Below are 25,105 nucleotides of genomic sequence, written 5' to 3' on the forward strand. Positions count from 1 at the left end.
ATGTGCGGCGCCGAACTCACTTCCCTTCCCGAGGGCGTGCAGCGCGTGGCCCGGGTGCTGCAGGAACACGGGCACCCGCACGGTCCGGTGATGCTGGACGACGCCGCACGCACCGCTCAGCAGGCGGCGGACGCACTGGGCATCGCCGTGGGCCAGATCGCCAAGAGCATCGTCTTCCGCCGCAAGTCGGACGACGCGGCGGTGCTGGTCGTCACCTCGGGCGACCGGCGCGTGGACGAGAAGAAGGTCGATGCGCTGGTGGGCAAGACCGGACGCGCCGATGCGGAGTTCGTGAAGAGCAGGACGGGCTACTCGATCGGCGGCGTGTCGCCCGTCGGGCATGCGCATCCGCCAGTGACGCTGATCGACCGGGAGCTGTTTCGCTTCGACGAAGTGTGGGCGGCCGCAGGGCATCCGCACGGCGTGTTCAAGCTTCGGCCGCAGGACCTCGAACGCCTGACCGGCGCGCCCGTCGCGGACGTGGTGCAGGAGCCGTCGCAGTGAGCTTCGCCGCCACTCAGCTGCGGCAGAAGCTGCGCGCGCTGGCGGCGCTGCCGCCGGATGAGCCCGTGCCTTCGCCCTGCAACTCCATCTGCCGCATCAGCGAGAGCACCGGCTTGTGCGAGGGTTGCCTGCGCACGCTGGACGAGGTCGCCGCCTGGAGCGGCCTGGACGAAGCCGGCAAGCGCGCGGTGTGGCAGCGCCTGGCCGCGCGCGCGGGCGGGGAGCCGCGATGAAGCGCATCACCTTCTGGCTGGATTTCATCTCGCCCTACGCCTACCTCGCCTTCGAGCACCTGCCGCAGGCGCTGGAAGGATTGAGCTACGAAGTCGAGTACCGGCCCGTGCTGTTCGCCGGCCTGCTCAAGCACCACGGCCAGCTGGGGCCGGCGGAGATCGCCGGCAAGCGCGAATGGACCTACCGCCAGGTGCTGTGGCAGGCCCACGTGCTCGGCATCCCGATGCAGATGCCGGCGGTGCATCCGTTCAATCCGCTCGCGCTGCTGCGGCTGGCGCTGGCGCACGGGCCGAATCGCCATGCGTGCGAGACGCTGTTCCGCCATGTGTGGCGTGGCGGCGCGGATGCGTCCGACCCGGCGCGGCTGGAAGCGTTGCGGCAGCAGCTCGCACCCGTGCGCGATCCTGCTTCGGACGAAGTGAAGCACGCGCTGCGGCAATCCACCGACGATGCGATCGCGGCCGGCCTGTTCGGCGTGCCCACGTTCGCGGTGGATGACAAGCTGTTCTGGGGCTTCGATGCGCTGCCCATGCTGCGGGGTTACCTGCAGGGCGACCCGTGGTTCGAGCAGCCTTGGCGGGAGGCGGCGCGCGCTGCGGCGGCCAGCCCCATCAAACGAGTGCGCGGCTGAACTGCCGGCCCTCGGCCGGTCACGGCCGGGCTCGATCCTTCGCATCATGAAACCGCGCCTGCGGGTTTGACCCTAATTCGTCAGATCGCGTTCAGTTTCGCGCAAGCCCCGGTTGGATTCGCGCAAGCACCGGGTCAGAGCCGTCCCCAAGAATCGCCACACGTGCCCATTCCGGGCATTCACAACTTGGAGACAAGTCCATGACAGCAGCAACTGCAGCCGTTCGCGGCAGCGCCGCGGGACCGATGACGAGAGAGGAAAGGAAGGTCATCTTCGCTTCCTCGCTCGGCACCGTGTTCGAGTGGTACGACTTCTATCTGTATGGATCGCTGGCCGGGATCATCGCCCGCCAGTTCTTCGCCGGGCTGGATCCGACCTCGGCCTACATCTTCGCGCTGCTGGCGTTCGCGGCCGGCTTCCTGGTGCGTCCGTTCGGCGCCATCGTGTTCGGCCGGCTGGGCGACATGATCGGCCGCAAGTACACGTTCCTCGTCACCATCCTGATCATGGGCGCGTCGACGTTCATCGTCGGCCTGCTGCCCGGCTACGCCGCCATCGGCGTGGCCGCTCCGGTGATCCTCATCGCGCTGCGGCTGCTGCAGGGCCTGGCCCTCGGCGGCGAGTACGGCGGGGCCGCCACCTACGTCGCGGAGCATGCGCCGCACGGCAGGCGCGGCGCCTACACCTCGTGGATCCAGACCACGGCGACGCTGGGCCTGTTCCTGTCGCTGCTGGTGATCCTGGGCGTGCGCAACTGGCTGGGCGAGAAGGACTTCCTCGACTGGGGCTGGCGCATCCCGTTCCTCGTCTCCATCATCCTGCTGGGCATCTCGGTCTGGATCCGGCTCTCGCTCAACGAGTCGCCGGCTTTCCAGAAGATGAAGTCCGAGGGCAAGACCTCCAAGGCGCCGCTGTCCGAATCCTTCGGCGAGTGGAAGAACCTCAAGATCGTGATCCTGGCGCTGCTGGGCCTGACCGCCGGCCAGGCCGTGGTCTGGTACACGGGCCAGTTCTACGCGCTGTTCTTCCTGACCACGATCGCCAAGGTCGACGTCACCACGGCCAACCTGCTGATCGCCGCCTCGCTGCTCATCGGGACGCCGTTCTTCATCGTGTTCGGATCGCTCTCGGACAAGATCGGCCGCAAGCCCATCATCATGGCCGGCTGCCTGCTCGCGGCGCTGACGTACTTCACCGTCTTCCCGATGCTGCTGCAGTACGCCAACCCGGGCCTGGTGGAAGCGCAGAACAAGACCAGGATCGTCGTCACGGCCGACCCGAAGGAGTGCTCGTTCCAGGGCAGCCCGATCGCCCGCGACATCGATTTCCGCACCTCGTGCGACATCGCCAAGCGCGCGCTGACGCAGGCCTACATCCCGTACGAGAACAAGGCGGGCCCGGCCGGCCAGCCGGCCACCATCAGCTTCGGCGACAAGGTGTTCACCGCTCCGTCGGCGACGCTGAACGAGAAGAAGGACGCGTTCTCGGCAGAGAGCAGCAAGACGCTCGCGGAGTTCCGCAAGAACCTGACCGACACCGCCAAGGCCACCGGCCTGACCCAGGCCGCCGATCCGAACAAGATGAACAAGGGCATGGTGCTGCTGATCCTGGTGTACCTGGTGATCCTGGTGACCATGGTGTACGGCCCGATCGCGGCCATGCTGGTGGAGCTGTTCCCCACCCGCATCCGCTACACGTCGATGAGCCTGCCCTACCACATCGGCAACGGCTGGTTCGGCGGCCTGCTGCCCACCACCGCCTTCGCGATGGTGGCGGCCACCGGCGACATCTACTACGGCCTGTGGTACCCGGTGATCGTGGCCGCCGGCACGTTCGTCATCGGCATGCTGTTCGTGCGCGAGACGAAGGACGTCGACATCTACGCGCGGGATTAAGCCCACCCCGAAGCGGCCTTCGGCCGCCTCCCCTCAAGGGGCGCCACCAGCGGCCCGGCAAAGCCGGTTCCGCGGTGGCCCCCCGCATGATCACGGAGTTCATCTGATGTGGAAGATCGCGCTCGCCTTCGCGGTGTTCGCCGCCATTGCCCTCTTCGTCATCTTCAAGGCCGGTGACCAGGTCGACATGTCGGGCGAGAAGCACGGCGTCGAAGCTTCCCAAGCGCCCGCCGCGGGCGCCTCGGCCGCCGGCCCGGTGCCCACCGCGTCCGCCACCAAGCCCTGACGCGTGCACGGCCGCCGCCGCGGCGGCATGTGTGCACTTCTCCCGAATACCCCCGGCCCGGCCCGCCCCGGCCGAGGTCCCTAGAATCTTCGGCCTTCGAACGAAAAGACCGGCCGTATGACCCAGGGACTGATCCGCATCCGCGGCGCCAGGCAGCACAACCTCAAGAACCTCGACCTCGACCTGCGCACCGGCGAGCTGACGGTCGTCACCGGCCCCAGCGGCTCGGGCAAGTCCAGCCTCGTCTTCGACACGCTCTACGCCGAGGGCCAGCGCCGCTACGTCGAGACCTTCTCGGCCTATGCGCGGCAGTTCCTCGACCGCATGGACAAGCCCGCGGTCGACCGCGTCGAAGGCGTGCCGCCGGCCATCGCGATCGACCAGACGAATCCGGTGCGGTCCTCGCGTTCCACCGTGGGCACGATGACCGAGCTGAACGACCACCTGAAGCTGCTGTTCGCGCGGGCGGCCGAGCTGTTCGACCGCAAGACGGCGCGGCGGGTGCGGCACGACACGCCGGAGACGGTGTATGCGGAACTGATGGCGCGCACGAAGGACAGCGATCCGCGCCTGGTCGTCACCTTTCCGGTGGAACTGCCGGCGAGCACCACGGCCGAGGAGCTCGAGCAGTGGCTGGCCGCCAGCGGCTTCACGCGTGTGCAGGCCGAGCGCGAAGTGGCGACGCCGACGGGGCCGCGCAAGGTGCTGGACGTCGTGGCGGACCGCTTCCGCATCCAGGGCGTGGAGAAGGCGCGGGCGATCGAGGCGATCGAAGTGGCGTTGAAGCGCGGCGCGGGGCGGATGGCGGTCTACGCCGCGACGAGTGAAGACGACAACGAAGTCTGGAAGTTCTCCACCGGCCTGCACTGCCCCGACAGCGACATCCGCTACGCCGACCCGATCCCCTCGATGTTTTCGTTCAACTCGCCGGTCGGCGCATGCGAGGTGTGCCGCGGCTTCGGACGCGTGATCGGCGTGGACTGGGGCCTGGTGATCCCCAACGACAAGCTCACGCTGCGCGCCGGCGCCATCAAGCCGATGCAGACGCCGGCCTGGCAGGAGTGCCAGGACGACCTGATGCGCCACGCCGAATCGGCCGGCATCCCGCGCGACACGCCCTGGTACAAGCTGACGCCCGAGCAGAAGCAGTGGGTGATCGACGGCACGCCCAACTACAAGGAAGGCAACTGGAACAAGCAGTGGTACGGCGTCAAGCGCTTCTTCGCCTACCTGGAGACCAAGGCCTACAAGATGCACATCCGCGTGCTGCTGTCGAAGTACCGCAGCTATACGCCGTGCGAAACCTGCGGCGGCGCCCGGCTCAAGCTCGAAAGCCTGCTGTGGCGGCTGGGGCGCAAGGAAGACGCCGATGCCGTGCTGGAGCCCTCGAAGCGCTTCATGCCGGTGGGCGTGGAGTGGACGCGCGAGCAGCTGGAGGCGCTGCCGGGGTTGTCCCTGCACGATCTGATGTTGATGCCGATCGGGACGCTGCGGAAGTTCTTTGCGCGCCTGGCACCCTCACCCCAACCCTCTCCCGCAAGCGGGAGAGGGAGCCAGAGTGGCCCGGAACTCCCTCTCCCGCGAGCGGGAGAGGGAGGGGGTGAGGGCCTGCACGGTGAAACCCAGGCCCTCAAGCTCCTCTACGAAGAAATCAACACCCGCCTGCGCTACCTCGTCGACGTGGGCATCGGCTACCTCACGCTCGACCGCCAGAGCCGCACGCTGTCCGGCGGCGAGGTGCAGCGGATCAACCTGACCACCGCGCTCGGCACCTCGCTGGTCAACACGCTGTTCGTCCTCGACGAGCCCAGCATCGGCCTGCACCCGCGCGACATGAACCGCATCACCGAGGCCATGAAGCGCCTGCGGGATGCGGGCAACACGCTGGTGGTGGTGGAGCACGATCCCGCGGTGATGGTCGCGGCCGATCGCATGATCGACATGGGCCCCGGCCCGGGTGAGCGCGGCGGCCGCATCGTGTTCGATGGAACGACCGACGATCTGCGCCGGGCGGACACGCTGACGGGCGCTTATCTCGGCGGCCGCAAGCAGGTCGGCATGGGATTGAAGCGTGCTGTCACGCCTGCCACGCCGCGCCTCGTGCTCGAAGGCGCCTGCGAGCACAACCTCAAGAACCTGTCGGTGGAGTTCCCGCTGCAGCGGCTGGTGTGCGTGACCGGTGTGTCGGGCTCGGGCAAGTCGACGCTGGTGCAGGACATCCTGGCGCCCGCGCTGCTGCGGCATTTCGGCCGCGCGACGGAAACGCCCGGCCACCACGAGCGCCTGCTCGGCGCCGACCACCTGGGCGACGTGGTGTTCGTCGACCAGTCTCCCATCGGCAAGACGGCGCGCTCCAACCCGGTGAGCTACGTGGGCGCATGGGACTGCGTCCGCGAGATCTTCGCGGCCAGCGGCCTTTCGCGGCAGCGCGGCTACACCGGCGCCAAGTTCAGCTTCAACAGCGGCGACGGCCGCTGCCCGACTTGCGGCGGCTCGGGCTTCGAGCACGTCGAAATGCAATTCCTCTCCGACGTCTACCTGCGCTGCCCCGACTGCGACGGCAAGCGCTACCGGCCGGAGATCCTGGAAGTGACGATCGAACGGCAGCCGATCGGCGCGCTGAAGCCGCGCGTGATGAACGTGGCCGACGTGCTGGAGCTCACCGTGAGCGAGGCGGCGTCGCTGTTCGCGAACGACCGCGAGGTGATCCGCGCGCTGCAGCCGATCGTCGACGTGGGACTGGAATACGTGAAGCTGGGGCAGCCGGTGCCGACGCTCTCGGGCGGCGAGTCGCAGCGCCTCAAGCTCGCGGGCTTCCTGGCCGAAGCCGCCAAGAGCTCCAGCGCCTCGCGCCAGGGACTGGCCACCAAGGGCACGCTGTTCCTGTTCGACGAGCCGACCACCGGGCTGCACTTCGACGACATCGCCAAGCTGATGCGGGCGCTGCGCAAGCTGCTGGAGGCGGGGCATTCGCTGGTGATCATCGAGCACAACCTGGACGTGATCCGCGCGGCCGACTGGCTGGTCGACCTCGGGCCCGAGGGCGGCGAAGGCGGCGGACTGCTGGTGGCCGAAGGGCCGCCGGAGGAAATGAAGGCGCATCCGACTTCGCATACCGCGAAGGCGCTAAGGGAGTACGACGGCACGGTGTTCATGGTGTCCGAATCCGACCCCCTCTCCCGCTCGCGGGAGAGGGCAGGGGTGAAGGGGCCGGGTGGGGCCCAGCCGCCGGCCGCGCGCAACGGCGCTTCGGCGATCCAGATCGTCAACGCCCACGAACACAATCTCAAGAACCTCTCCGTCGACATCCCGCACAACCGCTTCAGCGTGATCACCGGCGTCTCGGGCTCCGGCAAATCCACGCTGGCGTTCGACATCCTGTTCAACGAAGGCCAGCGGCGCTACCTCGAATCGCTGAACGCCTACGCGCGCAGCATCGTGCAGCCGGCCGGCCGCCCCGAGGTGGACGCGGTCTACGGCATCCCGCCCACCGTGGCCATCGAGCAGCGCCTCTCGCGCGGCGGGCGCAAGTCCACGGTGGGCACCACCACCGAGGTCTGGCACTTCCTGCGGCTGCTCTACGTCAAGCTGGGCGTGCAGCATTGCATGAAGGACGGCGCCGAGGTGCGGCCGCAGACGCCGGACAGCATCGCGGCGCAGCTGATGAAGCGCTACCGCGGCCAGCACATCGGCCTGCTCGCGCCGCTGGTGGTCAACCGCAAGGGCGTCTACACCGAGCTGGCCGACTGGGCGCGGGCGCGCAGGTACACGCACCTGCGCGTGGACGGCAACTTCCTGCCGACCGCCGGCTTTCCGCGCATCGACCGCTTCAAGGAGCACACGATCGAGCTGCCCGTGTGCGACCTGGACATCACGCCCGCGAACGAGGCGCTGCTGCGCGAGAAGCTCGCGGAGGCGCTGGAGCACGGCAAGGGCGTGCTGCATGTGCTGGCGCCCCTCACCGGCCTGCAGGAAGCGATGGCCCTGGGCCTGGGCAAGCACCACGACATCGGCCAGGTGGAAGTGTTCTCCACCCGCCGCGCCTGCCCGGTGTGCAGCACCAGCTACCCGGAACTGGACCCGCGCCTGTTTTCCTACAACAGCAAGCACGGCTGGTGCCCCGAGTGCGTGGGCACCGGCGTGAAGCTGACGCGCGACCAGCGCAAGGCGTTCGACGACACCGTCCAATCCGACGACAACAAGGGCCGCGAGCAGACCTTCGCCGAGCCCGAGGTCGAGGACCTCACGGACGAGGCCTGTCCCGTGTGCCGCGGCGCCCGGCTGAACGCGCAGGCGCGCGCCGTGCGCTTCGACAAGGTCGGCATCGACGAGATCGCCGCGCTGTCGGTCACCGACGTGCGCCGCTGGGTCGAGAGCCTGCAGGTCAAGGGCGTGCTGAGCGACCGCGAGCAGGGCATCGCGCGCGACCTGATCCCGGAGATCAAGAGCCGGCTGGAGTTCCTGGAGGAAGTGGGACTTGGCTATCTGACGCTGGACCGCGGCGCGCCCACGCTCTCGGGCGGCGAGGCGCAGCGCATCCGCCTGGCTGCGCAGCTCGGCTCCAACCTGCAGGGCGTGTGCTACGTGCTGGACGAGCCCACCATCGGCCTGCATGCGCGCGACAACCAGATCCTGCTGGATGCGCTGCACAAGCTGGGCGACAAGGGCAACACGCTGGTGGTGGTGGAGCACGACGAGGACACCATCCGCCGCGCCGACCACATCATCGACATCGGACCGAGCGCGGGCAAGCGCGGCGGGCGCGTGATCGCGCAGGGGACGGCGCAGGAGGTGACGGCGAATGAGGAGTCGCTGACGGGAAGGTACCTGCTGCATGCGATGAAGCATCCGTTGCAGGCGCGGCGGGTGGTGAATGGCAATGGCAACGGCAATGGTGCGGGGGCGCCCCTCACCCCGGCCCTCTCCCCGGAGGGGAGAGGGAGCAACAGGCGCAAGAAACTCCCTCTCCCTCTCCCGCTTGCGGGAGAGGGCAGGGGTGAGGGTGATTCCCTCAAGCTCCGCGGCGCCCACCTCCACAACCTCCGCGACGTCGACATCGACCTGCCCCTCAAGCGCCTCGTCGCCGTCACCGGCGTCTCCGGCTCCGGCAAGTCGACGCTCGCGCGCGACGTGCTTCTTCACAACGTGCAGGCCGCCGTGCAGCAGCGCAGCACCAAGGCCGGCCGCGAGGCCGACGACAAGGGCAGGCGGCCGGTCTGGAGCGGCTGCGAATCGCTGGACGGCTACCAGTCGATCGACCGCGTGCTCGAAGTCGACCAGACGCCGATCGGCAAGACGCCGCGCTCCTGCCCGGCCACCTACATCGGCTTCTGGGACACGATCCGCAAGCTGTTCGCCGACACGCTCGAAGCCAAGGCGCGCGGCTACGGCCCGGGCCGCTTCTCCTTCAACACGGGCGAGGGCCGCTGCCCCACCTGCGAAGGCCAGGGCGTGCGCACCATCGCGATGAGCTTCCTGCCCGACGTCAAGGTGCCCTGCGAGTCGTGCCACGGCGCGCGCTTCAACCCCGAGACCCTCGCCGTCACCTGGCGCGGCAAGAGCATCGGCGACGTGCTGCAGATGGAAGTGGACGAGGCGGTGGAGTTCTTCGCGTCCATGCCCAGCATCAGCCACCCGCTGCAGCTGCTGAAGGACGTGGGCCTGGGCTACCTCACGCTCGGGCAGCCTTCGCCCACGCTGTCGGGCGGCGAGGCGCAGCGGATCAAGCTCGTGACCGAGCTGTCCAAGGTGCGCGACGACGTCACGCGGCGCGGGCAGAAGCCGCCGCATACGCTGTACGTGCTCGACGAGCCCACCGTCGGCCTGCACATGGCGGACGTGGAGAAGCTGATCCGCGTGCTGCATCGCCTGGTCGATGGCGGGCACAGCGTGGTGGTGATCGAGCACGACCTAGACGTGATCGCCGAAGCGGACTGGATCATCGACCTAGGCCCCGAAGGCGGCGGTGAAGGCGGCCGCGTCGTGGCCGCGGCGCCGCCGGAGGAAGTGGTGCGGTTGATGACGCACACGGGGCGGGCGCTGCAGCCGGTGCTGGAACGGTCCTAGCGGCCGCAGACCAAGGCACGGCGCGGTGGCCTCGTCGCGCGCCGGCAACCGAAGCAGCCTAAAGACAGATGGCAATTGGCGGCCCTGGCGATAGATTCATCTGAGCCAGCGCACGCAAGCGCCACGCCTTGATGTCGCACAAGAGCGGCCACAGGAACGCGCGGACCGATACGTCATGGGGGGCTTGCCGACGCGGACCTTGAGGAGAGATGCATGCCTTTTGCGAGTTTCAGCCACATCAGCTCGTTGATCGATGGCATCGAACAGAAGCCGGGAGGCCTGACGGTCTACTTCAAGTGCCCAAGAACTGGCCGTGTCGTCGAAGCGCGCGGCAGCTTTCCCGACAGTCGCAGCCGTCGGTTCACCCAGACTGCCGTTGGCAGCATCGTGCGGGCACTGCTTCACCAGCTGAGCGGCGTCATTCGCCGTCGCACCGGCATCTACGTACCTCTGGGCAATGCCTTCCAGACCCACGATGTCCCGGGCGGCGGGAGCGGTTTTGCGTCGGAGGCCGACCGGCAGGCGGCCACGGTCGACGCATTTCGATCGGTCGCGCAGTATCCCGGCAAGCCGCGGCTGCGCGGCAGGTTCAATTTCGAAGAGGGTCAGTGGGTATTCATCGAGTAGAGGAGGAAGCAGAGCATGACGAGCAAACAGCTGACCAGGGAGGAATACTCCGCGGAACTCGCGAGTCTCGCCGGCCACTTGAAAAGCAACAACGAGCTCGGCGGCTTCCAACGCTTCTGGGAAACGCCGACCGACTATCAGCGCTGGACGATGAACAACGCGTTCTGGGACATCGTGCAGCAGTTTCCGCCGCTGGTTGCCGCAGCCGAAAAGTTCCAGAAACGGGACGGCGGCGGCAAGTGGATCTGGAAGATCGTCTCGCCGCAGCTGATGCAATCGATACTCGGCGAAGAGGCCGACCGCCTCGCGGCCAGCCTCAAGGAGTTGACCACGGTCGATTGGAGCACGCGATTCACGCACCGGGACCGGCAGTTCCAGGAGATCGAAGCGCGCATGCTGGCTTACAGCCGCTACCGGGAGTTTGTCGCCGGGCTCGAAGCCGCCGGCGTGACGCAGTACAAGACGGCACTCACCGACCACGGCTTCTCAGCCAAGGAGCTGAAGGAGCTGGAGAAGTTCATCGCCGGGAACGCCGGGGAGATCGACAAAGCCCGTAATCCCGGCCCGAAGGAGCCGCTGTTCGAGGCGCCGACAGCAGGTAACCCCCCCAAGTTCGACGACACGGAATACACGCAGTACATGAGGGAGCTCCGGGCGAAGTACGCAGACGCTCTGGAAAGCATGACTGGCTCCAGCGGAATCTCGCTGGACGAAACGCACGTCGAGAAGATGATGGTGACGCTGGACGACTTCGACTACGCGCGGATCAGCGCCACGCTGGGCGCGCAGAAGCGCTGGCCGCCGCAGGACGAGCACGGTTTGAACGCGAAGACGTACGAGCTGCTCGCGACTCTGCCGCAAGCATTCGCCAGGGCTTTTGAAGGAAAGACGGCGAAAGATATCCAGGAATCCATCCAGAACAGCCTCCAGTTGCTCGAGAGCAGCGAAGCCTCGTCCCGGAACTGGGCCTTCAACACCCTGCGCCACCTTGCGAACCTGCTGCGCTGGCTGTCGCAGAAGATCCCGATCGAGTCCCAGGCATTCATCGACGCGCGAACGGCGATCGCGCGTGAGTTCGATCCGCGTTGGGCGGCAATGTCCGCCGGCCCGCTGCACGAGAAGTACATGGGGCAGATCAAGTTCTCCGGCAGCAATGCGTTGCCCCTGACCGACGAGTGGCCGGAGGCGCTGAACCCCGCCAAGGACTGCATCTACGCCCACGTGTTCCTCGACAAGGCCATCAAGGACGTTGCGACGGGCAACATGCTCTTCATCGAGGCGGGCGACCAGCGCTACCAGTTCGACCTGCAGAAACTCCCGGGTGACTCCGCCTACCTGTGCGTATCGGTCCTGCCGGAGAACGGGCGCAACCCTGACCTGGTCCGAACCTTGGGCAGAGCGTTGCTTGGCGCGGCCGGCGAACTCGAGTTCGTGATCACGCCCCTCGGCGAACGCGCGGCCGTCGGCACGCTCAAGATGAAGATGACAAAGGCCGATGCTGCGAAGGTACCGGCACGCATCGAGGAGCTCGCCGCCAGGGCGGACGCGAACCGGACCGCCGCCGCTGTGCTGCCTGAAAACTTCACCAGGGCGCAGAAGTGGCCGTACAAGGACGAAGTGCTCACGCCGAAAAAGGTCAAGGAGGCGATCGAAACGGCGTGGGAGCACAACCGGCAAGAAAAGATTGATGTGCTGCACATGCGCGTCAATCACTATCGGCCAGGTTACGAATGGGACCTGGAAGTCAGCCCTGTCCAGGTGCCTGTAGCACGCCTGGCCTTCTCGTACATCGGCATCATTTACGAGCACAAGGGCAAAGTCTTCGCCGTGGAAGACGGCATCCAGGTCCGCCAGTTCTGGAAGGGCCATGGCCAGGGTTACGGCGACGACCTCAACATCCTGTTCTGGGGCGCGAAGCCGTACCAGTTGCCGCCGGAACAGGTCCAACGCATCTCGAAATAGCGCGCCCCACGTGTGCGGTGTTGCGCAAGGCAAGGCTCGCGGATTGCCGCGACTGTGCCGGGCCAGGGGACTCGGGCCGTGCGCCTCGATCACCTCGCCCGGTCGGCGTCATGCGCTCACTGCCGGGTCATGTGCACCGCGAACACGGCGCCCTGCGGGTCCATGCATTGCGCGATGGTGCTGCCGTCGGGCACGACCATGGGGCCGTTCAGGACCTTGCCGCCACCGGCCTGGATGCGCGCGACCGCGGCGTTGACATCGCGCACGCGGAAGTAATAGAGCCAGTGCGGCGGCGCCGGCACCTCGGCGGGCTTGGTGAACATGCCGCCAAGCGTTTGGCCGTCAAGCCCGAAGAGCTGGTAGGTGCCCATCGGACCCATCTCCGTGCTGCCAGTCTTCTGCCAGCCGAACAAGCGTTCGTAGAACTTCCACGCCTGCTGCCAGTTGCCGGCCAGGAGCTCGCTCCATGACCGCTCGCCCACTTTGGGCTCGGCCGGCGCGTCCGGAGGCTGGGCCGGCTGGTACAGCCCGAAGCTCGCGCCCTGCGGATCCGCGACCACCGCGACGCGGCCGACCTGGGGAACGTCCATCGGCGCCATGTGGACCTGCCCGCCAAGTTCCTTCACGATCTCGACCGACGCATCCACGTTGGGCGTACCGATGCTCGCCATCCAGTGCGGCGGAGCGCCCATTGAGCGCGCCTGCTCGGGCAGCTTCATCAGGCCGCCAATGGGTACGCCTGCGGCGGTCCACAGCGTGTACGGTTGTTCCTCCATGCCGGGCGGGGGAGGGCCGTCGAAGGGCTGAGTGTCCCAGCCGATGGCCTGGGTGTAGAACGCCTTGGCGGCGTCGATGTCGGTCGTCATGAGCTCGATCCAGAAGAAGCGGCCACGATAGTCAGGCATGTTGTCTCCTTTGCAGGTGGGCCCCAACGCGGACGAGACCGGGTGGCGTCGAGTCCGGGAGGAGCGGGCCGCAAGGTAAGGCGGCTGAGCCTGCATTGCAAGGCTGAACGAACCAGGGCGCGCGGCGCTGCAGGCGGCTGGACGCCGCTATGGCGGGACATGACGGCATCGGGACCGGAATGGCGACAATCCCGCCCGTGCACGTCTTCTTCAACGAGCGCCACGCCCTCCACCACGGCCGCCACGAAATGTTCCGTGGCGAGCTGGTGCCGTGCTTCGAGATACCCGCGCGCACCGAGTACGTCCTCGACGAACTGCGGCGGCGCGGCCTCGGCACGATCGCGTCCGCGCAGGAAGTGCCGCTCCCGGTGCTGGAGCGCGTGCACACGCCGCGCTACCTGCAGTTCCTCTCGACGGCCTGGGACGAGTGGATTGCGCTCGACCCGAAGAACGCGGAGCGCGACGCGCTCCCCTCGTACTGGCCGATCCGCACTTTCCGCAGCGACGTCCTGCCCGCCAGCTTTCCGGCGCGCATGGGCCTGTTCTCCTTCGACGCCGGCTCGCCGATCACGGCCGGCACCTGGACGGCTGCGCGCCAGGGAGCCGCGTGCGCGGTTGCGGGTGTCCGCGAGTTGCTGCAAGGCGAGCGCGCGGCCTTCGCGCTCACGCGGCCGCCCGGCCATCATGCGGGCGCGGATTTCTTCGGCGGCTACTGCTTCCTGAACAACGCCGCCATCGCCGCGCAGGCGTTGCGCGACGGCGGTGTCGAGCGCGTGGCAATCCTCGACATCGACTACCACCACGGCAACGGCACGCAGGCCATCTTCTACGAACGGCCCGACGTGTTCTTCGCGAGCGTGCACGGCGATCCGCACACCGAATACCCGTACTACCTGGGCTACGCCGACGAGCATGGGGCGGGTGCAGGCGAGGGCTTCAACCTCAACCTGCCGCTGCCTCGCGGTACGGACTACACACGCTGGCGCGACGCGCTCTCTCACGCGCTCGAGGCCATCAGCCGGTTCGGCGCGCAGGCGCTGGTGGTCTCGCTCGGGCTCGACACCTTCGAGGCCGACCCGGTGTCGGGCTTTGCGCTGCGCAGCGACGACTACCTGCGCGTGGGCGAGGCGTTCTCAGCCGCGCGACTGCCGACGCTGTTCGTCTTCGAAGGCGGCTACGCGGTGGCCGAAGTGGGCGTGAATGCAGCCAACGTGCTGCAGGGCTTCGAACACGCAGCCCGCTGACGCGCAACGTCACGACGCATTCGCGACAAGCACGGGGGTGATTCCCGATGCGCCCGCGCGACGGCTCCCGTCTAATCGTCCGCTTTGCGACGATCCAAGGAGACCCGATGCGCCGCCGACAACTCATCCAGCTCGCCGCCGCGGCCGCGGCCACGCCGGTCCTGCCCAGCTTCGCGCAGGGCGCGAGCGGCTTCCCCAGCAAGCCCATCCGCCTGCTGGTCGCCTTCCCGGCGGGCGGCCCGACCGACATCACCATGCGCCAGCTGGCCGACAACGCCGGCAAGATCCTGGGCCAGCCGATGGTGGTGGAAAACAAACCCGGAGCCGGCGGCACTCTGCCCGCGCAGCAGCTGCAGACTTCGCCGGCCGACGGCTACACGCTGGCGCAGATCCCGCTGGGCGTGTTCCGCCTGCCGTACACCACCAGGATCACCTGGGACCCGGTCAAGGACATCGCGTACGTCATCAACGTCACCGGCTACGCCTTCGGCATCGTGGTGCCGACCGACAGTCCGATCAAGAACTGGAACGACTTCGTCGCGTACGCCAGGGCCAACCCCGGCAAGCTCAGCTACGGCTCGACCGGCACGCTGACCAGCCCGCACCTGACCACCGAGCTCATCGCGCAGAAGCTGGGCATCCAGCTCAACCACGTCCCCTACAAGGGCAGCGCCGACCTGGCCCAGGCGATCGTCGGCGGCCACGTCATGGCCGCGGCGGACTCGACCGGGTTCGCGCCGCTGGTGCAGTCCGGCAAGCTGCGCGTGCTCAACACCTGGGGCGAGAAGCGGCTGGAGAAGTTCCCCGAGGCGCCCACGCTCAAGGAACTCGGCCTGGACATCGTGCAGAACTCGCCCTTCGGCATCGGTGCGCCGCGCGGCACGCCGGCTGAAGTCGTGACCAAGCTGCACGACGCCTTCAAGAAGGCGATGGAAGACCCGAGCTACACCCAGGCACTCGCGCGGTACGACATGCTGCCGATGTACATGAGCTCGTCGCAGTACACGAAGTTCGCGCAGGACACGTTCGCGACCGAGAAGGCGCTGGTCGAGAAACTGGGGCTCGCCAAGCCCAACTGACTGATGCGTGGCCGCCTCGGCCGCGCCCACGGAATCAGCGGCGTCTGACGCGCGGAGTCGGCGCGTTTGCGGCCGGGCCAGGCTGGGCGCGAGCGACAATCCGCGCATGCCTGCGCACAAGCCGCTCGTCTGGCTGCCGGCCTGCCACCGCCACCTCGACCTCTCCGACCCCGGGGGGTACACCGTGCTGGCCGACCGCTATGCCGCGGCCGTGTGCGAGCTCGGCCTGCAGCCCGTGCTGTTCCCGATGGCCGGCGCGAGCGACGTCAAGGACCTGCTGCCGCTGGTCGACGGCGTCCTGCTCACCGGCTCGCCCTCGAATGTCGAGGCCACCCACTTCGGCGCGTTCGCGCTCGACACCGACCTGCTCGATCCGCGCCGCGATGCGCTGACGATGGCGCTGGTCCGCTCGGCGCTGGGCGCGGGCACGCCGCTTTTCGGGGTCTGCCGCGGTCTACAGGAAATGAACGTGGCGCTCGGCGGCACGCTCTACCAGCGCGTGCACACCGAGCAAGGCCTGCTGGACCACCGCGAGCCCGAGTCCGAAAGCCTGGAGGAGCAGTTCGGCGAGCGGCACGAGGTGCTGCTGGCGCCCGGCAGCGCCTTCGCGCAGTGGGCGGGCGGAACACGCGCGCTCGTGAACTCGCTGCACGGCCAGGGCATCCGCAAACTCGGCGAGGGCCTGGTGGCCGAGGCTCACGCGCCCGACGGCCTGATCGAGGGCGTGCGCGTCGCGCATGCGTCCGCCTTCGCCTTCGGCGTGCAGTGGCACCCGGAATGGCGCCACAACTCCAACCCGTTCTACGCGCGCACGCTCGAGGCGTTCGCCCAGGCGTGCCGCGAACATTGCCGGCGGAGAAACCAGTGAGCCTGCCGGCCGGGCGCGTGCCCTGCGTGTGGGTGGTGGCCAGCCACCGCGAGCTGGGCAACGAGCATGGCCATCCGCAGAAGTACACCGTGATGGACGAGGCCGGCACGCGCACGCTGGTCAACCTGGGCCTGCAGCCCGTCTGCTTCCCGCGTGTGCCCGCCGGCCGCCTCGGCCTGATGCTGGACATGGTCGACGGCGTGCTGCTGGGCGGCTCGGCCACCAATGTGCATCCGCGCCATTACGGCGAGGAGCCGCTGCACGAGGGCATGTGCTTCGACGAAGGCCGCGATGTGGTGGCCCTGCCCCTGGTTCGGCTGGCCATCGAGCGCGGCATTCCGCTGATCGGCTTTTGCCGCGGATCGCACGACATCAACGTAGGGCTGGGCGGCAGCATGCACCAGTCGCTCCAGGCGCTGGGCGGGCCGGTGGTGCATTGGGAAGATCCGAACGAGACGCTCGATGAGCAGTACCAGGAGCGGCATGAGGTCACCTGCGTGCCCGGCGGAGCGCTGGAGCGGCTCACCGGCTGCTCGCGTTTCGCCGTGAGCTCGCTGCATTCCCAGGGGGTCAAGCGGCTGGCGCCGGGCCTGGTGGCCGAGGCGGTGGCCGATGACGGATTGATCGAAGCTTCGCGCTGGTACGACGAGCGTCAGTTCGCGTGGGCGTTCCAGTTTCACCCCGAATGGGGCCACCAGCAGCATCCGCGCTACGCCAGGATCATGGCGGCGTACGTGGATGCGTGTTGGGCGCGGCTGAGTTCGCGCGCGATGGCGCCGGCAGGGCCGGATCCGGCGATCGTCTTGCCGGAAGTCGCCTGACTTACCCGAGGCGTGAGGTCAGCGGGCTTGCAGGATCGCGCGAGCGACCTCGGCGAACCCCGCGCCCCTTTCCCCTTGCGTGACATACGCCGGCGGATGCGACAGCTGCGCCGCGAACCTGCGGATGTTCGCCACCCCCACGCTGTGCGGGAAGTGCTCGAACATCATCACGTCGTTCGTCGAATCCCCCACGTACACCCAGCGCCCGATCTGCGCATCCAGGTCCGCGTCCAGCAGCGTCCGCGCGATCCAGCGCGCGCCCGACAGCTTGTGGTGCGCCCCCCACCAGCCGTTGATGTGGATCGAACTCACCGTCGCATTCATGCCTTCGCTGCGCATCAACGCCACGACTTCGTCAATGCGCTCCTGCGGCAGCCGCGTGAACTCGCTGTGGTCGATCGCGATGTCCGTCTCGCGCCCGCCGCTGTCCTGCGCGCGCCGTGCACCGGGCACTTCGCGTTCGATTCGGGCCAGCACCCGCTGCATGCGCGCGAAGTTCTCCTCCCGCTCCGCCGGCGCTTGCTGGTAGAACTTCCGCAGGCGTCCGCCGGGCTCGCGCACCAGCGCCACCGCGCCGTTCTCGGCCACGATCGCATCCACCGGCCAGGCCTGCGCGAACGGTTCGCTCCAGCCCACCGGGCGACCCGTGATCGGAATCACGTGCAGGCCCGCCGCCTTCAGCCCGCCGAGAGCGGCCAATGCATCGGCCGTGATCGCCCCCTCGGTGGTGAGCGTGTCGTCGATGTCCGTGAAAACGCCGAGGACGCCGCGGCGGGCGGCCTCGGGCCAGGAGGAAAGGGGCGGGATGTCGAAGGTCAAGGCTGCAGGCGGCGTCCGTTCCAGCCCGGCTGGTACATCGGGGAATCCGCGGCAGGAGCCTCCGGCCGGTCGAGCATGGACGCGCCGCCGGATTGTTGCAGCGCCGAGGCCGTGTAAGGCGTCGCGGCCCCGCCCGGGCAGCTGCCGGTGTCGATGTGGTTCAGCGCGGCGGCCAGCAGCGGCTCGGTGGCGCTGCCCAGCGCCATCCTCGGGTTCTCGGCCACGCGGCACTGCACCGGGAAGCCGTCCTGGTAGTCGCCGAAGCCGGCCGCGTTGTAGACCTGGAACTCGATCGGGAAGTAGGCCTGCCCGCAGTTGTCCATGCGGTAGAAGCCGTACGGCTTGCCGCAGGTGCGGTCGCCCACCAGGATCACCTGCACGCCGATGCCGCGCAGGGCGTTGATGATGGATTCGCTGGCCGAGCAGGTCAGCTGGGAGGTCAGCACGTACAGGCGCGGCAGCGAAAGCTGCGGCAGCGGGTGATCGAGCCCGTAGACCGATTCGGGCCGCTGCACGCGCGTGCTGAAGAGGAAGGTCTCGGACATCTCCCGGGCGCGGCGGTCGTTGAAGCGCACGCTCTCGAACAGCTGTCCGTCCACCCAATCGCCGGCCACCATCGAGGCAGCGGTCTGGGCCACGTAGATGAAACCGCCGGAGTTGTAGCGCAGGTCCAGCACCAGGTCCTGCACGGCGTTGGCGCGCAGCTGGTTGAAGGCGGTGATCAGCGCGTCCTGCGCGCCGCGGCTGTGCTCGTTGAACAGCACGTAGCCGACCTTGCGGCCGCCGTTGCTGGTCAGGGCCTTGACCAGCGGCACCGGATTGGCCGATGAAGCCATGGCGGCCGCACTGGCGGCGCCGCCGACGTTCTGCATCACGTCGGCGGCCGAGCTGGTCATGGTGAGGCTGAAGCGGTCGCGCGCGCGGCCGCTGGCATCCGGCGTGCGCACCAGCAACGCGTCGAAGTAGCCCGGGACGGTGCCGTGCTCCTGCGCGTTCACTTCCTGGATCTCGTCGGCCCAGAGGTAGGCCTCGTACATGTAGCTGCGCAGCCAGCGTTTCTGGCCGTCCAGCGTGCACTGGCCCGCGAGGGAGGACGACTCGGGGAAGAGGCCGGCCGAGACCAGCGCGGTGGCGGTGTCAGTGCTGCTGCCCCCGCCGCCGCCGCAGGCAAGCAGGAAAAGCGACGCGGTGGTGACGGCTGCACGGCGCAGCGCGGCGAGGTGTGACACGGCTCAGCTCCACAATGGAGCGGCCGATTATTGCTGAGCTGCCGGAACTGATCAGTGCTGCAGCGACAGCCCGGCGTGTTCTCGCAACAGGTGGAAGCGGATCCTGGGGAATCGTTCCTGCGCGAGGCGCACGTCGTACGGCGAAGTGCAAAGAAATGCCAGCGCGTCCGCCGCGTCCAGGGCCATGCGTTGCGGGTACGCGTCGGTGAACGCGCGCAGCTCGGCGGGCGTTTCGGCGGTGATCCAGCGCGCGCCGGTGTACTGGCAGCCTTCCAGCCGGATGTCGGCGTCGTACTCGGTCTTCAGGCGGTGCTGCACCACTTCGAACTGCAGCTGGCCCACCGCGCCCAGCAGCATCGGGCCGCCCGCCTGCGGCCGGAACACCTGGATCGCGCCTTCCTCGCCCAGCTGGGCCAAGCCCTGCTGCAGCTGCTTGGTGCGCAGCGGGTTCCTCAGCAGCACCGTCATGAACAGCTCGGGCGCGAAGAACGGCAGGCCGGTGAACTGCAGGTTGGCGCCGTCGGTGATGGTGTCGCCCAGCTGCACGCCGCCGTGCGTGGTGAAGCCGATGATGTCGCCGGCATAGGCCTCGTCCACCGCCTCTCGCCGCTGCGACAGGAAGGTGACCACCGAGGTCGGCCGCAGCTCCTTGCCGGTGCGCTGCACCTTGAGCTTCATGCCCGGCGCGTAGCGGCCCGAGGCCATGCGCACGAAGGCGATGCGGTCGCGGTGGTTGGCGTCCATGTTGGCCTGCACCTTGAACACCACGCCGGCGAAGCTGGGCTCGTCGGGCTTGACGACCTTTTCCACCGGCTGCTTGTTCACGACCAGCGAGCTCTTGCGCGGCTGCGGCGGCGGCGCGATATCCACCAGCGCCTCCAGCACCTCCATCACGCCGAAGTTGTTGACGCCCGAGCCGAAGAACACCGGCGTCTGCTGCGCAGCGAGGAAGGCCTCGTGGTCCCACTCGGGCGAGGCGCCGGCGGCCAGCTCCATGCTCTCGGCGGCCGCGTCGTACTCGGCACCGAAGCGCGCGCGCAGCGTGTCGGCGTCGGCCAGCGGGATCGTCTCGAAGTCCTGCGGCCGGCGCTCGCTGCCCGACTCGAAAACGGTCATCGCGCCGGTGCGCAGGTTCATGATGCCGCCGAAGCTCTTGCCCTTGCCCACCGGCCAGGTCATGGGCACGCAGGGCATGCCGAGCTCGCGCTCCACCTCGTCCAGGATGTCCAGCGGCTCGCGCACCTCGCGGTCCATCTTGTTGACGAATGTGATGATGGGCGTGTTGCGCTGGCGGCAGACCTCGATCAGCCGCCGCGTCTGCGCTTCCACGCCGTTGGCCGCGTCGATCACCATCAGGGCCGAATCGACCGCGGTGAGCACGCGATAGGTGTCCTCGGAGAAGTCCTTGTGGCCGGGCGTGTCCAGCAGGTTGATCACGTGGTCGCGGTAGACCATCTGCATCACCGACGAAGCGACCGAGATGCCGCGCTGCTTCTCGATCTCCATCCAGTCGCTGGTGGCGTGGCGCGAAGCCTTGCGGCCCTTCACCGCGCCCGCGATCTGGATCGCGCCGGAGAACAGCAGCAGTTTTTCCGTCAGCGTGGTCTTGCCCGCGTCGGGGTGGGAAATGATGGCGAAGGTTCGGCGGCGCCGGGTTTCGGCGGCAAAGGGCGAAGCGGACACGGGGAGATGAGGCTTTCAGTGCGCGGCCGATGAGCTGCAAAGCGTTTCAGCCAGCCCCTTATTGTCGCAGAGCGGTGTAGTCTGCCCTTCATGGCCCAGGCTTCCCGCGGCACCGTGATCCTCGTCGACGGCCACGAGGTGGCGGTCAGCAACCCGGACAAGCCGCTGTTCGCCGAGGCCGGCCTCACCAAGCTCGACCTCGTCAACTACTACGTGGCCGTCGCCGAAGGCGCGCTGCGCGGGGCGGGCGGCCGTCCCTGCGTCCTGGTGCGCTACCCCGATGGCGTCGGCGGCGAGTTCTTCTTCCAGAAGCGCGCGCCGGCGAACCGGCCGGAGTGGGTGGAGGTGACCACGATCCGCTTCCCCTCGGGCAACACGGCGGAGGAAGTGGTGCCGCGCAACGCCGCGACGCTGGCCTGGATGGCCAACCTGAACTGCATCGAGCTGCATCCGCATCCGGTGCGGGCCGACGACCTGGACCATCCGGACGAACTGCGCGTGGACCTCGACCCGGTGCCCGGCGTGCCCTGGACGCAGATCCGCGACGTGGCCGATGTCGCGCGCGAGGTGCTGCACGAGCACGGCCTCGTGGGCTGGCCCAAGACCTCGGGCTCGCGCGGCATCCACGTGCTGGTGCGCATCGAGCCGCGCTGGAGCTTCGACCAGGTGCGGCGCGCGGCGCTGGCCGTGGCGCGCGAGGTCGAGCGCCGCGTACCCAAGCTCGCCAGCAGCCAGTGGTGGAAGGAGCAGCGCCACGGCGTGTTCGTCGACTACAACCAGAACGCGAAGGACCGCACTGTGGCTTCGGCGTACTCGGTGCGGCCCCGGCCTGACGCGCGTGTGTCCACGCCGGTCGGCTGGGACGAACTGCGGACCTGCGACCCGGCGGACTTCACCCTGAAGACTGTGCCGCAGCGGCTGAAGGAGCTCGGCGATCCGCATGCGGGGATCGACGACGCGGCCGGTTCAGTGGATGCGTTGCTCGAACTCTCGGCGAAGCAGGAGCGCGACGGCCAGGGCGATGCGCCCTGGCCGCCCCACTACCGCAAGCAGGCCGGCGAGCCGCCGCGCGCGCCACCGTCGGTGCGCAAGCCCAAGCCGCTGCTCGAAGTCGCGCGCGCCGATCGCGAAACGGAGGCGATCGCGGCCGCCGAAGCCTGGAAGCAGAAGCATCCGAAAGCGGCCGCGCACCTGCAACCCGCCGACGTGCTGGTCGACAGGATGCGCGGAAGTTCGTCGCTGTGGTACCGGGTGCGGATCAACCTGGAGCATGTGCCCGCCCGGCTGCGGCCGAAGTCGGACAAGCCCTCCTGAGCATCTTGCGCTTTCCGCCTCGTTTCTGCGCTTTCTGCGTACCGAGTCCTCACCCCGCCTCCGCGGTGACGGAACTGCGGCTGAGTCGCGCAAAACTGTCCGGTTGCAGCCGAGTTGCAGAGGACCCACGAAAGCCGCGCGCCTGCCTAAGATGCCCGCAGCGCGTGCCGTCGCACGCCCGATGTGGAGAACGCCCAGCATGCGGGTCGTCGTCTTCGGTCTGACGGTCAGTTCGTCCTGGGGCAACGGGCATGCGACCCTGTGGCGAGGCCTGTGGCGTGCCCTCGTCGCGCAGGGCCACAGCCTGGTGTTCTTCGAGCGCGACGTGCCGTACTACGCGAACCATCGCGACGTCACGCAACTGCCGGGCGGCGACCTCGTGCTCTATCGCAGCTGGGACGAGTTGCTGCCGCGCGCCACGAGCGAACTCGAAGCCGCGGACGCGGTCATGGTGACCTCCTACTGCCCCGACGGCGTCGCGGCCGCCGCACTGATCGCGGATTCCGGCACGCCGGCCGTCAAGGTGTTCTATGACATGGACACGCCGGTCACGCTCGAAACCCTGCGCGCCGGGTCGGCCGTGCCCTACATCGGACCCCGCGGCCTGCGCGACTTCGACCTGGTCCTCAGCTACACCGGCGGGCCCGCGCTGCAGGAACTGCAAACGCTGCTCGGTGCGCAGCGCGTTGCGACGCTGTACGGGCACGTCGACCCGCAGGTGCACCGGAGCGTGGCCGCCGTGCCGCACTACGCGGCGGACCTGTCCTACCTCGGCACGTATGCGGCCGACCGGCAGGCCGCGCTGGAGGCGCTGTTCATCGTGCCGGCGCGGCGCCTGCCGCAACGCAGCTTCCTGATCGGCGGCGCGCAGTACCCGGACGGATTTCCGTGGACCGGCAACATCCGCTTCGTGAGCCACCTGCCGCCGGCGGAGCACCCGGCGTTCTTTTCTTCTTCACGCCTGACGCTGAGCGTCACCCGCCGTGCCATGGCCGAGAACGGCCACTGTCCCTCCGGCCGCCTGTTCGAGGCCGCGGCCTGCGGCACGCCGCTGGTGAGCGACTGGTGGGCCGGGCTGGACGAGTTCTTCACGCCCGGCCGCGAGATCCTGGTCGCGCGCACGACGGACGACGCGGTCCAGGCGCTCGAACTCGGCGACGAGGAGCTGTCGCGCATCGCCCGCGCCGCGCGCGAGCGCGTGCTGGACGAACACACATCGGCGCACCGCGCCCGCGAACTCGAGTCCTTGCTGGAGAACGCGCTCGCGCCGCGCGCCAGCCTGGACACCGCCTGAAACCGACACGAGAGGACGACACCCATGTGGGGAATCATTCCGGCCGCGGGCCTGGCCACCCGCATCCAGCCCCTGGGCTTTTCGAAGGAACTGCTGCCGGTGGGCAGCAACATCGTCGGCGATATCGAGCGGCCGCGCGCCGTGAGCGAGTTCCTCGTCGAGCGCATGCTCAAGGCGGGCGCGACGCGCATCTGCTTCGTCGTCGCGCCCGGCAAGTCGGACATCGTGCAGTACTACGGCACGAACATGCGGGACGCGGACCTGTGCTACGTGGTGCAGCCCAAGGCCGGCGGTTTGTGCGACGCGATCTTCCGCGCCTGCTCGCTGGTGCGGGCCGACGAGCCGGTACTGGTGGGCCTGCCCGACACGATCTGGTTCCCCGAGGACGGCTTCAACGCGCTGCCCGACGACGTGCTGTCCTTCCTGCTGTTCCCGGTGGACCGGCCGCAGGTGTTCGATGCCGTCGTCACCGATGAAGCGGGCAACGTGCAGGAGATCCAGGTCAAGCATCCGGACGCCAAGACCAACTGGATCTGGGGCGCCTTCCGCATGCCGGGCCGCGTGCTGCACGAGCTGGAGGCGCTGTGGCGAGAGCGCGGCCGCCGGGACGAATACATCGGCACGCTGGTCAACGCCTACATCCAGAAGGGCGGGCGCGCGGTCGGCGTGCGCGCGGGCGAGTCCTACGTCGACACCGGCACGGTGCACGGCTACCGCGAGGCGCTGGACCTGCTGGGCCGCCGCAAGCGCGCGGCCACCGTGACGCCGACCGGTACGCGGCCTTCCACGGTCTGCGGCAACGCGGGCGAGTCCGTGGTCAAGCGGCCGGGCGACGCGCCCTCCCGCGTGGGCGGCAAGCTGTTCAGCCGCGCCGAGATCGAGCGCCGCGTGCAGGAGCTGGGCGACTGGTTCCAGAACATCGACCTGCTGGGCGTGCCCACCGCGCCCGCGCATTTCCTGGGCGACTACCCCACGCTCAAGTGGAAGCGCTTCGCGCACGTCCTGCCCGAGGACATGCATGGCATGTCGGTGCTGGAGATCGGCTGCAATGCGGGCTTCTATTCGCTGGAGATGAAGCGCCGGGGCGCCGAGCGCGTCGTGGGCATCGACTTCGACGACTACTACCTGGACCAGGCCCGCTTCGCCGCCGAGGTGCTGGGCCAGGACATCGAATACCGCAAGCTGTCGGTGTACGACGTGGGACAGCTCGGCGAGCGCTTCGACCTCGTCCTGTTCATGGGCCTGGTCTACCACCTGCGGCATCCGCTGCTGGCGCTGGACCTGATCCACGAGCACGCGGCGCGCGACCTCTTGCTGTACCAGTCGCTGCAGCGCGGCAGCGCCGACATGGAGGCGGTTGCGCAGGACCACGACTTCTGGGAGACCGAGGTGTTCGAGCGGCCCTCCTGGCCTCGGCTGCACTTCGTCGAGCACCGCTACTCGCACGACGAGACGAATTGGTGGATCCCGAACGCGGCCTGCAGCGCGGCCATGCTGCGCAGCGCCGGCTTCGACATCGTGGCGCATCCGGAGGAAGAGGTCTTCCTCTGCAAGCGCGCCGAACCGCGGCAGCTGCCGGATGGGCCGCGGGCTGTCTATCCCGCGCGAGGAACACCGCCGATCGCGGGCAGCTGAACGAATCTC

At 68.5% G+C, this 25,105-nt stretch carries 19 protein-coding genes; 15 read left to right on the plus strand and 4 right to left on the minus strand.

The window, feature by feature from the left end; all coding sequences use genetic code 11:
• From EZ313_RS11605 to EZ313_RS11640, 8 genes are all read left to right on the plus strand, one after another.
• Positions 1–504 carry a YbaK/EbsC family protein gene (locus EZ313_RS11605; protein WP_135263300.1) on the plus strand — a complete coding sequence of 168 codons (504 nt, stop codon included), beginning with the start codon at positions 1–3 and terminating at the stop codon, positions 502–504.
• The gene (locus EZ313_RS11610; protein WP_420849290.1) at positions 501–737 is read left to right on the plus strand and encodes a DUF1289 domain-containing protein; all 237 of its coding nucleotides are present in this window, start codon (positions 501–503) and stop codon (positions 735–737) included. The genes EZ313_RS11605 and EZ313_RS11610 overlap by 4 nt, the downstream gene beginning before the upstream one ends.
• Positions 734–1,369: a 2-hydroxychromene-2-carboxylate isomerase gene (locus tag EZ313_RS11615; protein ID WP_135263301.1), complete on the plus strand. Its 636-nt coding sequence runs from the start codon at positions 734–736 to the stop codon at positions 1,367–1,369. Before EZ313_RS11610 ends, EZ313_RS11615 begins: the two co-directional genes overlap by 4 nt.
• Before the next feature lie 200 nt (positions 1,370–1,569).
• A complete protein-coding gene (locus EZ313_RS11620) occupies positions 1,570–3,264 on the plus strand; it encodes an MFS transporter (RefSeq protein WP_135263302.1) in 1,695 nt (564 codons plus the stop codon).
• A 106-nt stretch (positions 3,265–3,370) separates the two neighbouring features.
• A complete protein-coding gene (locus EZ313_RS11625; RefSeq protein WP_135263303.1) occupies positions 3,371–3,550 on the plus strand; it encodes a hypothetical protein in 180 nt (59 codons plus the stop codon).
• A 117-nt stretch (positions 3,551–3,667) separates the two neighbouring features.
• Positions 3,668–9,616 carry an excinuclease ABC subunit UvrA gene (gene uvrA / locus EZ313_RS11630; protein ID WP_135263304.1) on the plus strand — a complete coding sequence of 1,983 codons (5,949 nt, stop codon included), beginning with the start codon at positions 3,668–3,670 and terminating at the stop codon, positions 9,614–9,616.
• A 213-nt stretch (positions 9,617–9,829) separates the two neighbouring features.
• A complete protein-coding gene (locus EZ313_RS11635; protein WP_135263305.1) occupies positions 9,830–10,243 on the plus strand; it encodes a hypothetical protein in 414 nt (137 codons plus the stop codon).
• A 15-nt stretch (positions 10,244–10,258) separates the two neighbouring features.
• Positions 10,259–12,205 carry a hypothetical protein gene (locus tag EZ313_RS11640; protein WP_135263306.1) on the plus strand — a complete coding sequence of 649 codons (1,947 nt, stop codon included), beginning with the start codon at positions 10,259–10,261 and terminating at the stop codon, positions 12,203–12,205.
• A gap of 116 nt (positions 12,206–12,321) precedes the next feature.
• On the opposite strand, the gene EZ313_RS11645 is transcribed toward EZ313_RS11640, so the two are convergent.
• A complete protein-coding gene (locus EZ313_RS11645) occupies positions 12,322–13,110 on the minus strand; it encodes a VOC family protein (RefSeq protein ID WP_135263307.1) in 789 nt (262 codons plus the stop codon).
• 179 nt (positions 13,111–13,289) lie between these two features.
• Here EZ313_RS11645 and EZ313_RS11650 point away from each other — a divergent pair, with 179 nt between their 5' ends.
• From EZ313_RS11650 to EZ313_RS11665, 4 genes are all read left to right on the plus strand, one after another.
• Entirely contained in the window at positions 13,290–14,354 is a 1,065-nt protein-coding gene (locus tag EZ313_RS11650; protein WP_276606953.1) for a histone deacetylase family protein, read from the plus strand.
• A 107-nt stretch (positions 14,355–14,461) separates the two neighbouring features.
• Positions 14,462–15,433: a tripartite tricarboxylate transporter substrate binding protein gene (locus EZ313_RS11655; RefSeq protein ID WP_135263308.1), complete on the plus strand. Its 972-nt coding sequence runs from the start codon at positions 14,462–14,464 to the stop codon at positions 15,431–15,433.
• Between the two features lie 106 nt (positions 15,434–15,539).
• Positions 15,540–16,301: a gamma-glutamyl-gamma-aminobutyrate hydrolase family protein gene (locus tag EZ313_RS11660; protein ID WP_135263309.1), complete on the plus strand. Its 762-nt coding sequence runs from the start codon at positions 15,540–15,542 to the stop codon at positions 16,299–16,301.
• On the plus strand, positions 16,298–17,122 hold the full coding sequence (locus tag EZ313_RS11665) for a gamma-glutamyl-gamma-aminobutyrate hydrolase family protein (protein ID WP_167772564.1): 825 nt from the start codon (positions 16,298–16,300) through the stop codon (positions 17,120–17,122). The genes EZ313_RS11660 and EZ313_RS11665 overlap by 4 nt, the downstream gene beginning before the upstream one ends.
• A gap of 18 nt (positions 17,123–17,140) precedes the next feature.
• Here the strand turns inward: EZ313_RS11665 and EZ313_RS11670 are convergent, their stop codons facing one another.
• Genes EZ313_RS11670 through EZ313_RS11680 form a run of 3 tightly spaced genes read right to left on the minus strand, consistent with a single transcriptional unit; the run spans position 17,141 to position 20,853 of the window.
• Positions 17,141–17,929, minus strand: coding sequence for an HAD-IIB family hydrolase (locus tag EZ313_RS11670; RefSeq protein WP_135263650.1), 789 nt, complete (start codon positions 17,927–17,929; stop codon positions 17,141–17,143).
• Between the two features lie 8 nt (positions 17,930–17,937).
• The gene (locus EZ313_RS11675; protein ID WP_135263311.1) at positions 17,938–19,170 is read right to left on the minus strand and encodes a S41 family peptidase; all 1,233 of its coding nucleotides are present in this window, start codon (positions 19,168–19,170) and stop codon (positions 17,938–17,940) included.
• Positions 19,171–19,221: 51 nt separating this feature from the next.
• Complete coding sequence (locus EZ313_RS11680; RefSeq protein ID WP_135263312.1) at positions 19,222–20,853, minus strand: peptide chain release factor 3; 1,632 nt, start codon at positions 20,851–20,853, stop codon at positions 19,222–19,224.
• Positions 20,854–20,943: 90 nt separating this feature from the next.
• Here EZ313_RS11680 and ligD point away from each other — a divergent pair, with 90 nt between their 5' ends.
• The 3 genes from ligD to EZ313_RS11700 all read left to right on the plus strand — a co-directional run bounded on the left by ligD (position 20,944) and on the right by EZ313_RS11700 (position 25,096).
• Positions 20,944–22,167 (plus strand): non-homologous end-joining DNA ligase, encoded by a 1,224-nt coding sequence (gene ligD / locus EZ313_RS11685; protein WP_135263313.1) that lies wholly within the window; start codon positions 20,944–20,946, stop codon positions 22,165–22,167.
• Between the two features lie 199 nt (positions 22,168–22,366).
• Positions 22,367–23,461 (plus strand): CgeB family protein, encoded by a 1,095-nt coding sequence (locus EZ313_RS11690; protein ID WP_135263314.1) that lies wholly within the window; start codon positions 22,367–22,369, stop codon positions 23,459–23,461.
• A 24-nt stretch (positions 23,462–23,485) separates the two neighbouring features.
• On the plus strand, positions 23,486–25,096 hold the full coding sequence (locus tag EZ313_RS11700) for a TIGR04290 family methyltransferase (protein WP_240788592.1): 1,611 nt from the start codon (positions 23,486–23,488) through the stop codon (positions 25,094–25,096).
• Positions 25,097–25,105: the final 9 nt, after the last annotated feature.

It is taken from the genome of Ramlibacter henchirensis, from assembly GCF_004682015.1.
Lineage (GTDB): Bacteria > Pseudomonadota > Gammaproteobacteria > Burkholderiales > Burkholderiaceae_C > Ramlibacter > Ramlibacter henchirensis.

Bases quoted from the DNA above. Each gene is read 5' to 3' on its own strand.
- EZ313_RS11605 (WP_135263300.1), top strand. From the start codon at position 1: ATGTGCGGCGCCGAACTCACTTCCCTTCCCGAGGGCGTGCAGCGCGTG.
- EZ313_RS11615 (WP_135263301.1), top strand. From the start codon at position 734: ATGAAGCGCATCACCTTCTGGCTGGATTTCATCTCGCCCTACGCCTAC.
- EZ313_RS11620 (WP_135263302.1), top strand. From the start codon at position 1,570: ATGACAGCAGCAACTGCAGCCGTTCGCGGCAGCGCCGCGGGACCGATG.
- EZ313_RS11625 (WP_135263303.1), top strand. From the start codon at position 3,371: ATGTGGAAGATCGCGCTCGCCTTCGCGGTGTTCGCCGCCATTGCCCTC.
- uvrA (WP_135263304.1), top strand. From the start codon at position 3,668: ATGACCCAGGGACTGATCCGCATCCGCGGCGCCAGGCAGCACAACCTC.
- EZ313_RS11635 (WP_135263305.1), top strand. From the start codon at position 9,830: ATGCCTTTTGCGAGTTTCAGCCACATCAGCTCGTTGATCGATGGCATC.
- EZ313_RS11640 (WP_135263306.1), top strand. From the start codon at position 10,259: ATGACGAGCAAACAGCTGACCAGGGAGGAATACTCCGCGGAACTCGCG.
- EZ313_RS11645 (WP_135263307.1), bottom strand. From the start codon at position 13,110: ATGCCTGACTATCGTGGCCGCTTCTTCTGGATCGAGCTCATGACGACC.
- EZ313_RS11650 (WP_276606953.1), top strand. From the start codon at position 13,290: ATGGCGACAATCCCGCCCGTGCACGTCTTCTTCAACGAGCGCCACGCC.
- EZ313_RS11655 (WP_135263308.1), top strand. From the start codon at position 14,462: ATGCGCCGCCGACAACTCATCCAGCTCGCCGCCGCGGCCGCGGCCACG.
- EZ313_RS11660 (WP_135263309.1), top strand. From the start codon at position 15,540: ATGCCTGCGCACAAGCCGCTCGTCTGGCTGCCGGCCTGCCACCGCCAC.
- ligD (WP_135263313.1), top strand. From the start codon at position 20,944: ATGGCCCAGGCTTCCCGCGGCACCGTGATCCTCGTCGACGGCCACGAG.
- EZ313_RS11690 (WP_135263314.1), top strand. From the start codon at position 22,367: ATGCGGGTCGTCGTCTTCGGTCTGACGGTCAGTTCGTCCTGGGGCAAC.
- EZ313_RS11700 (WP_240788592.1), top strand. From the start codon at position 23,486: ATGTGGGGAATCATTCCGGCCGCGGGCCTGGCCACCCGCATCCAGCCC.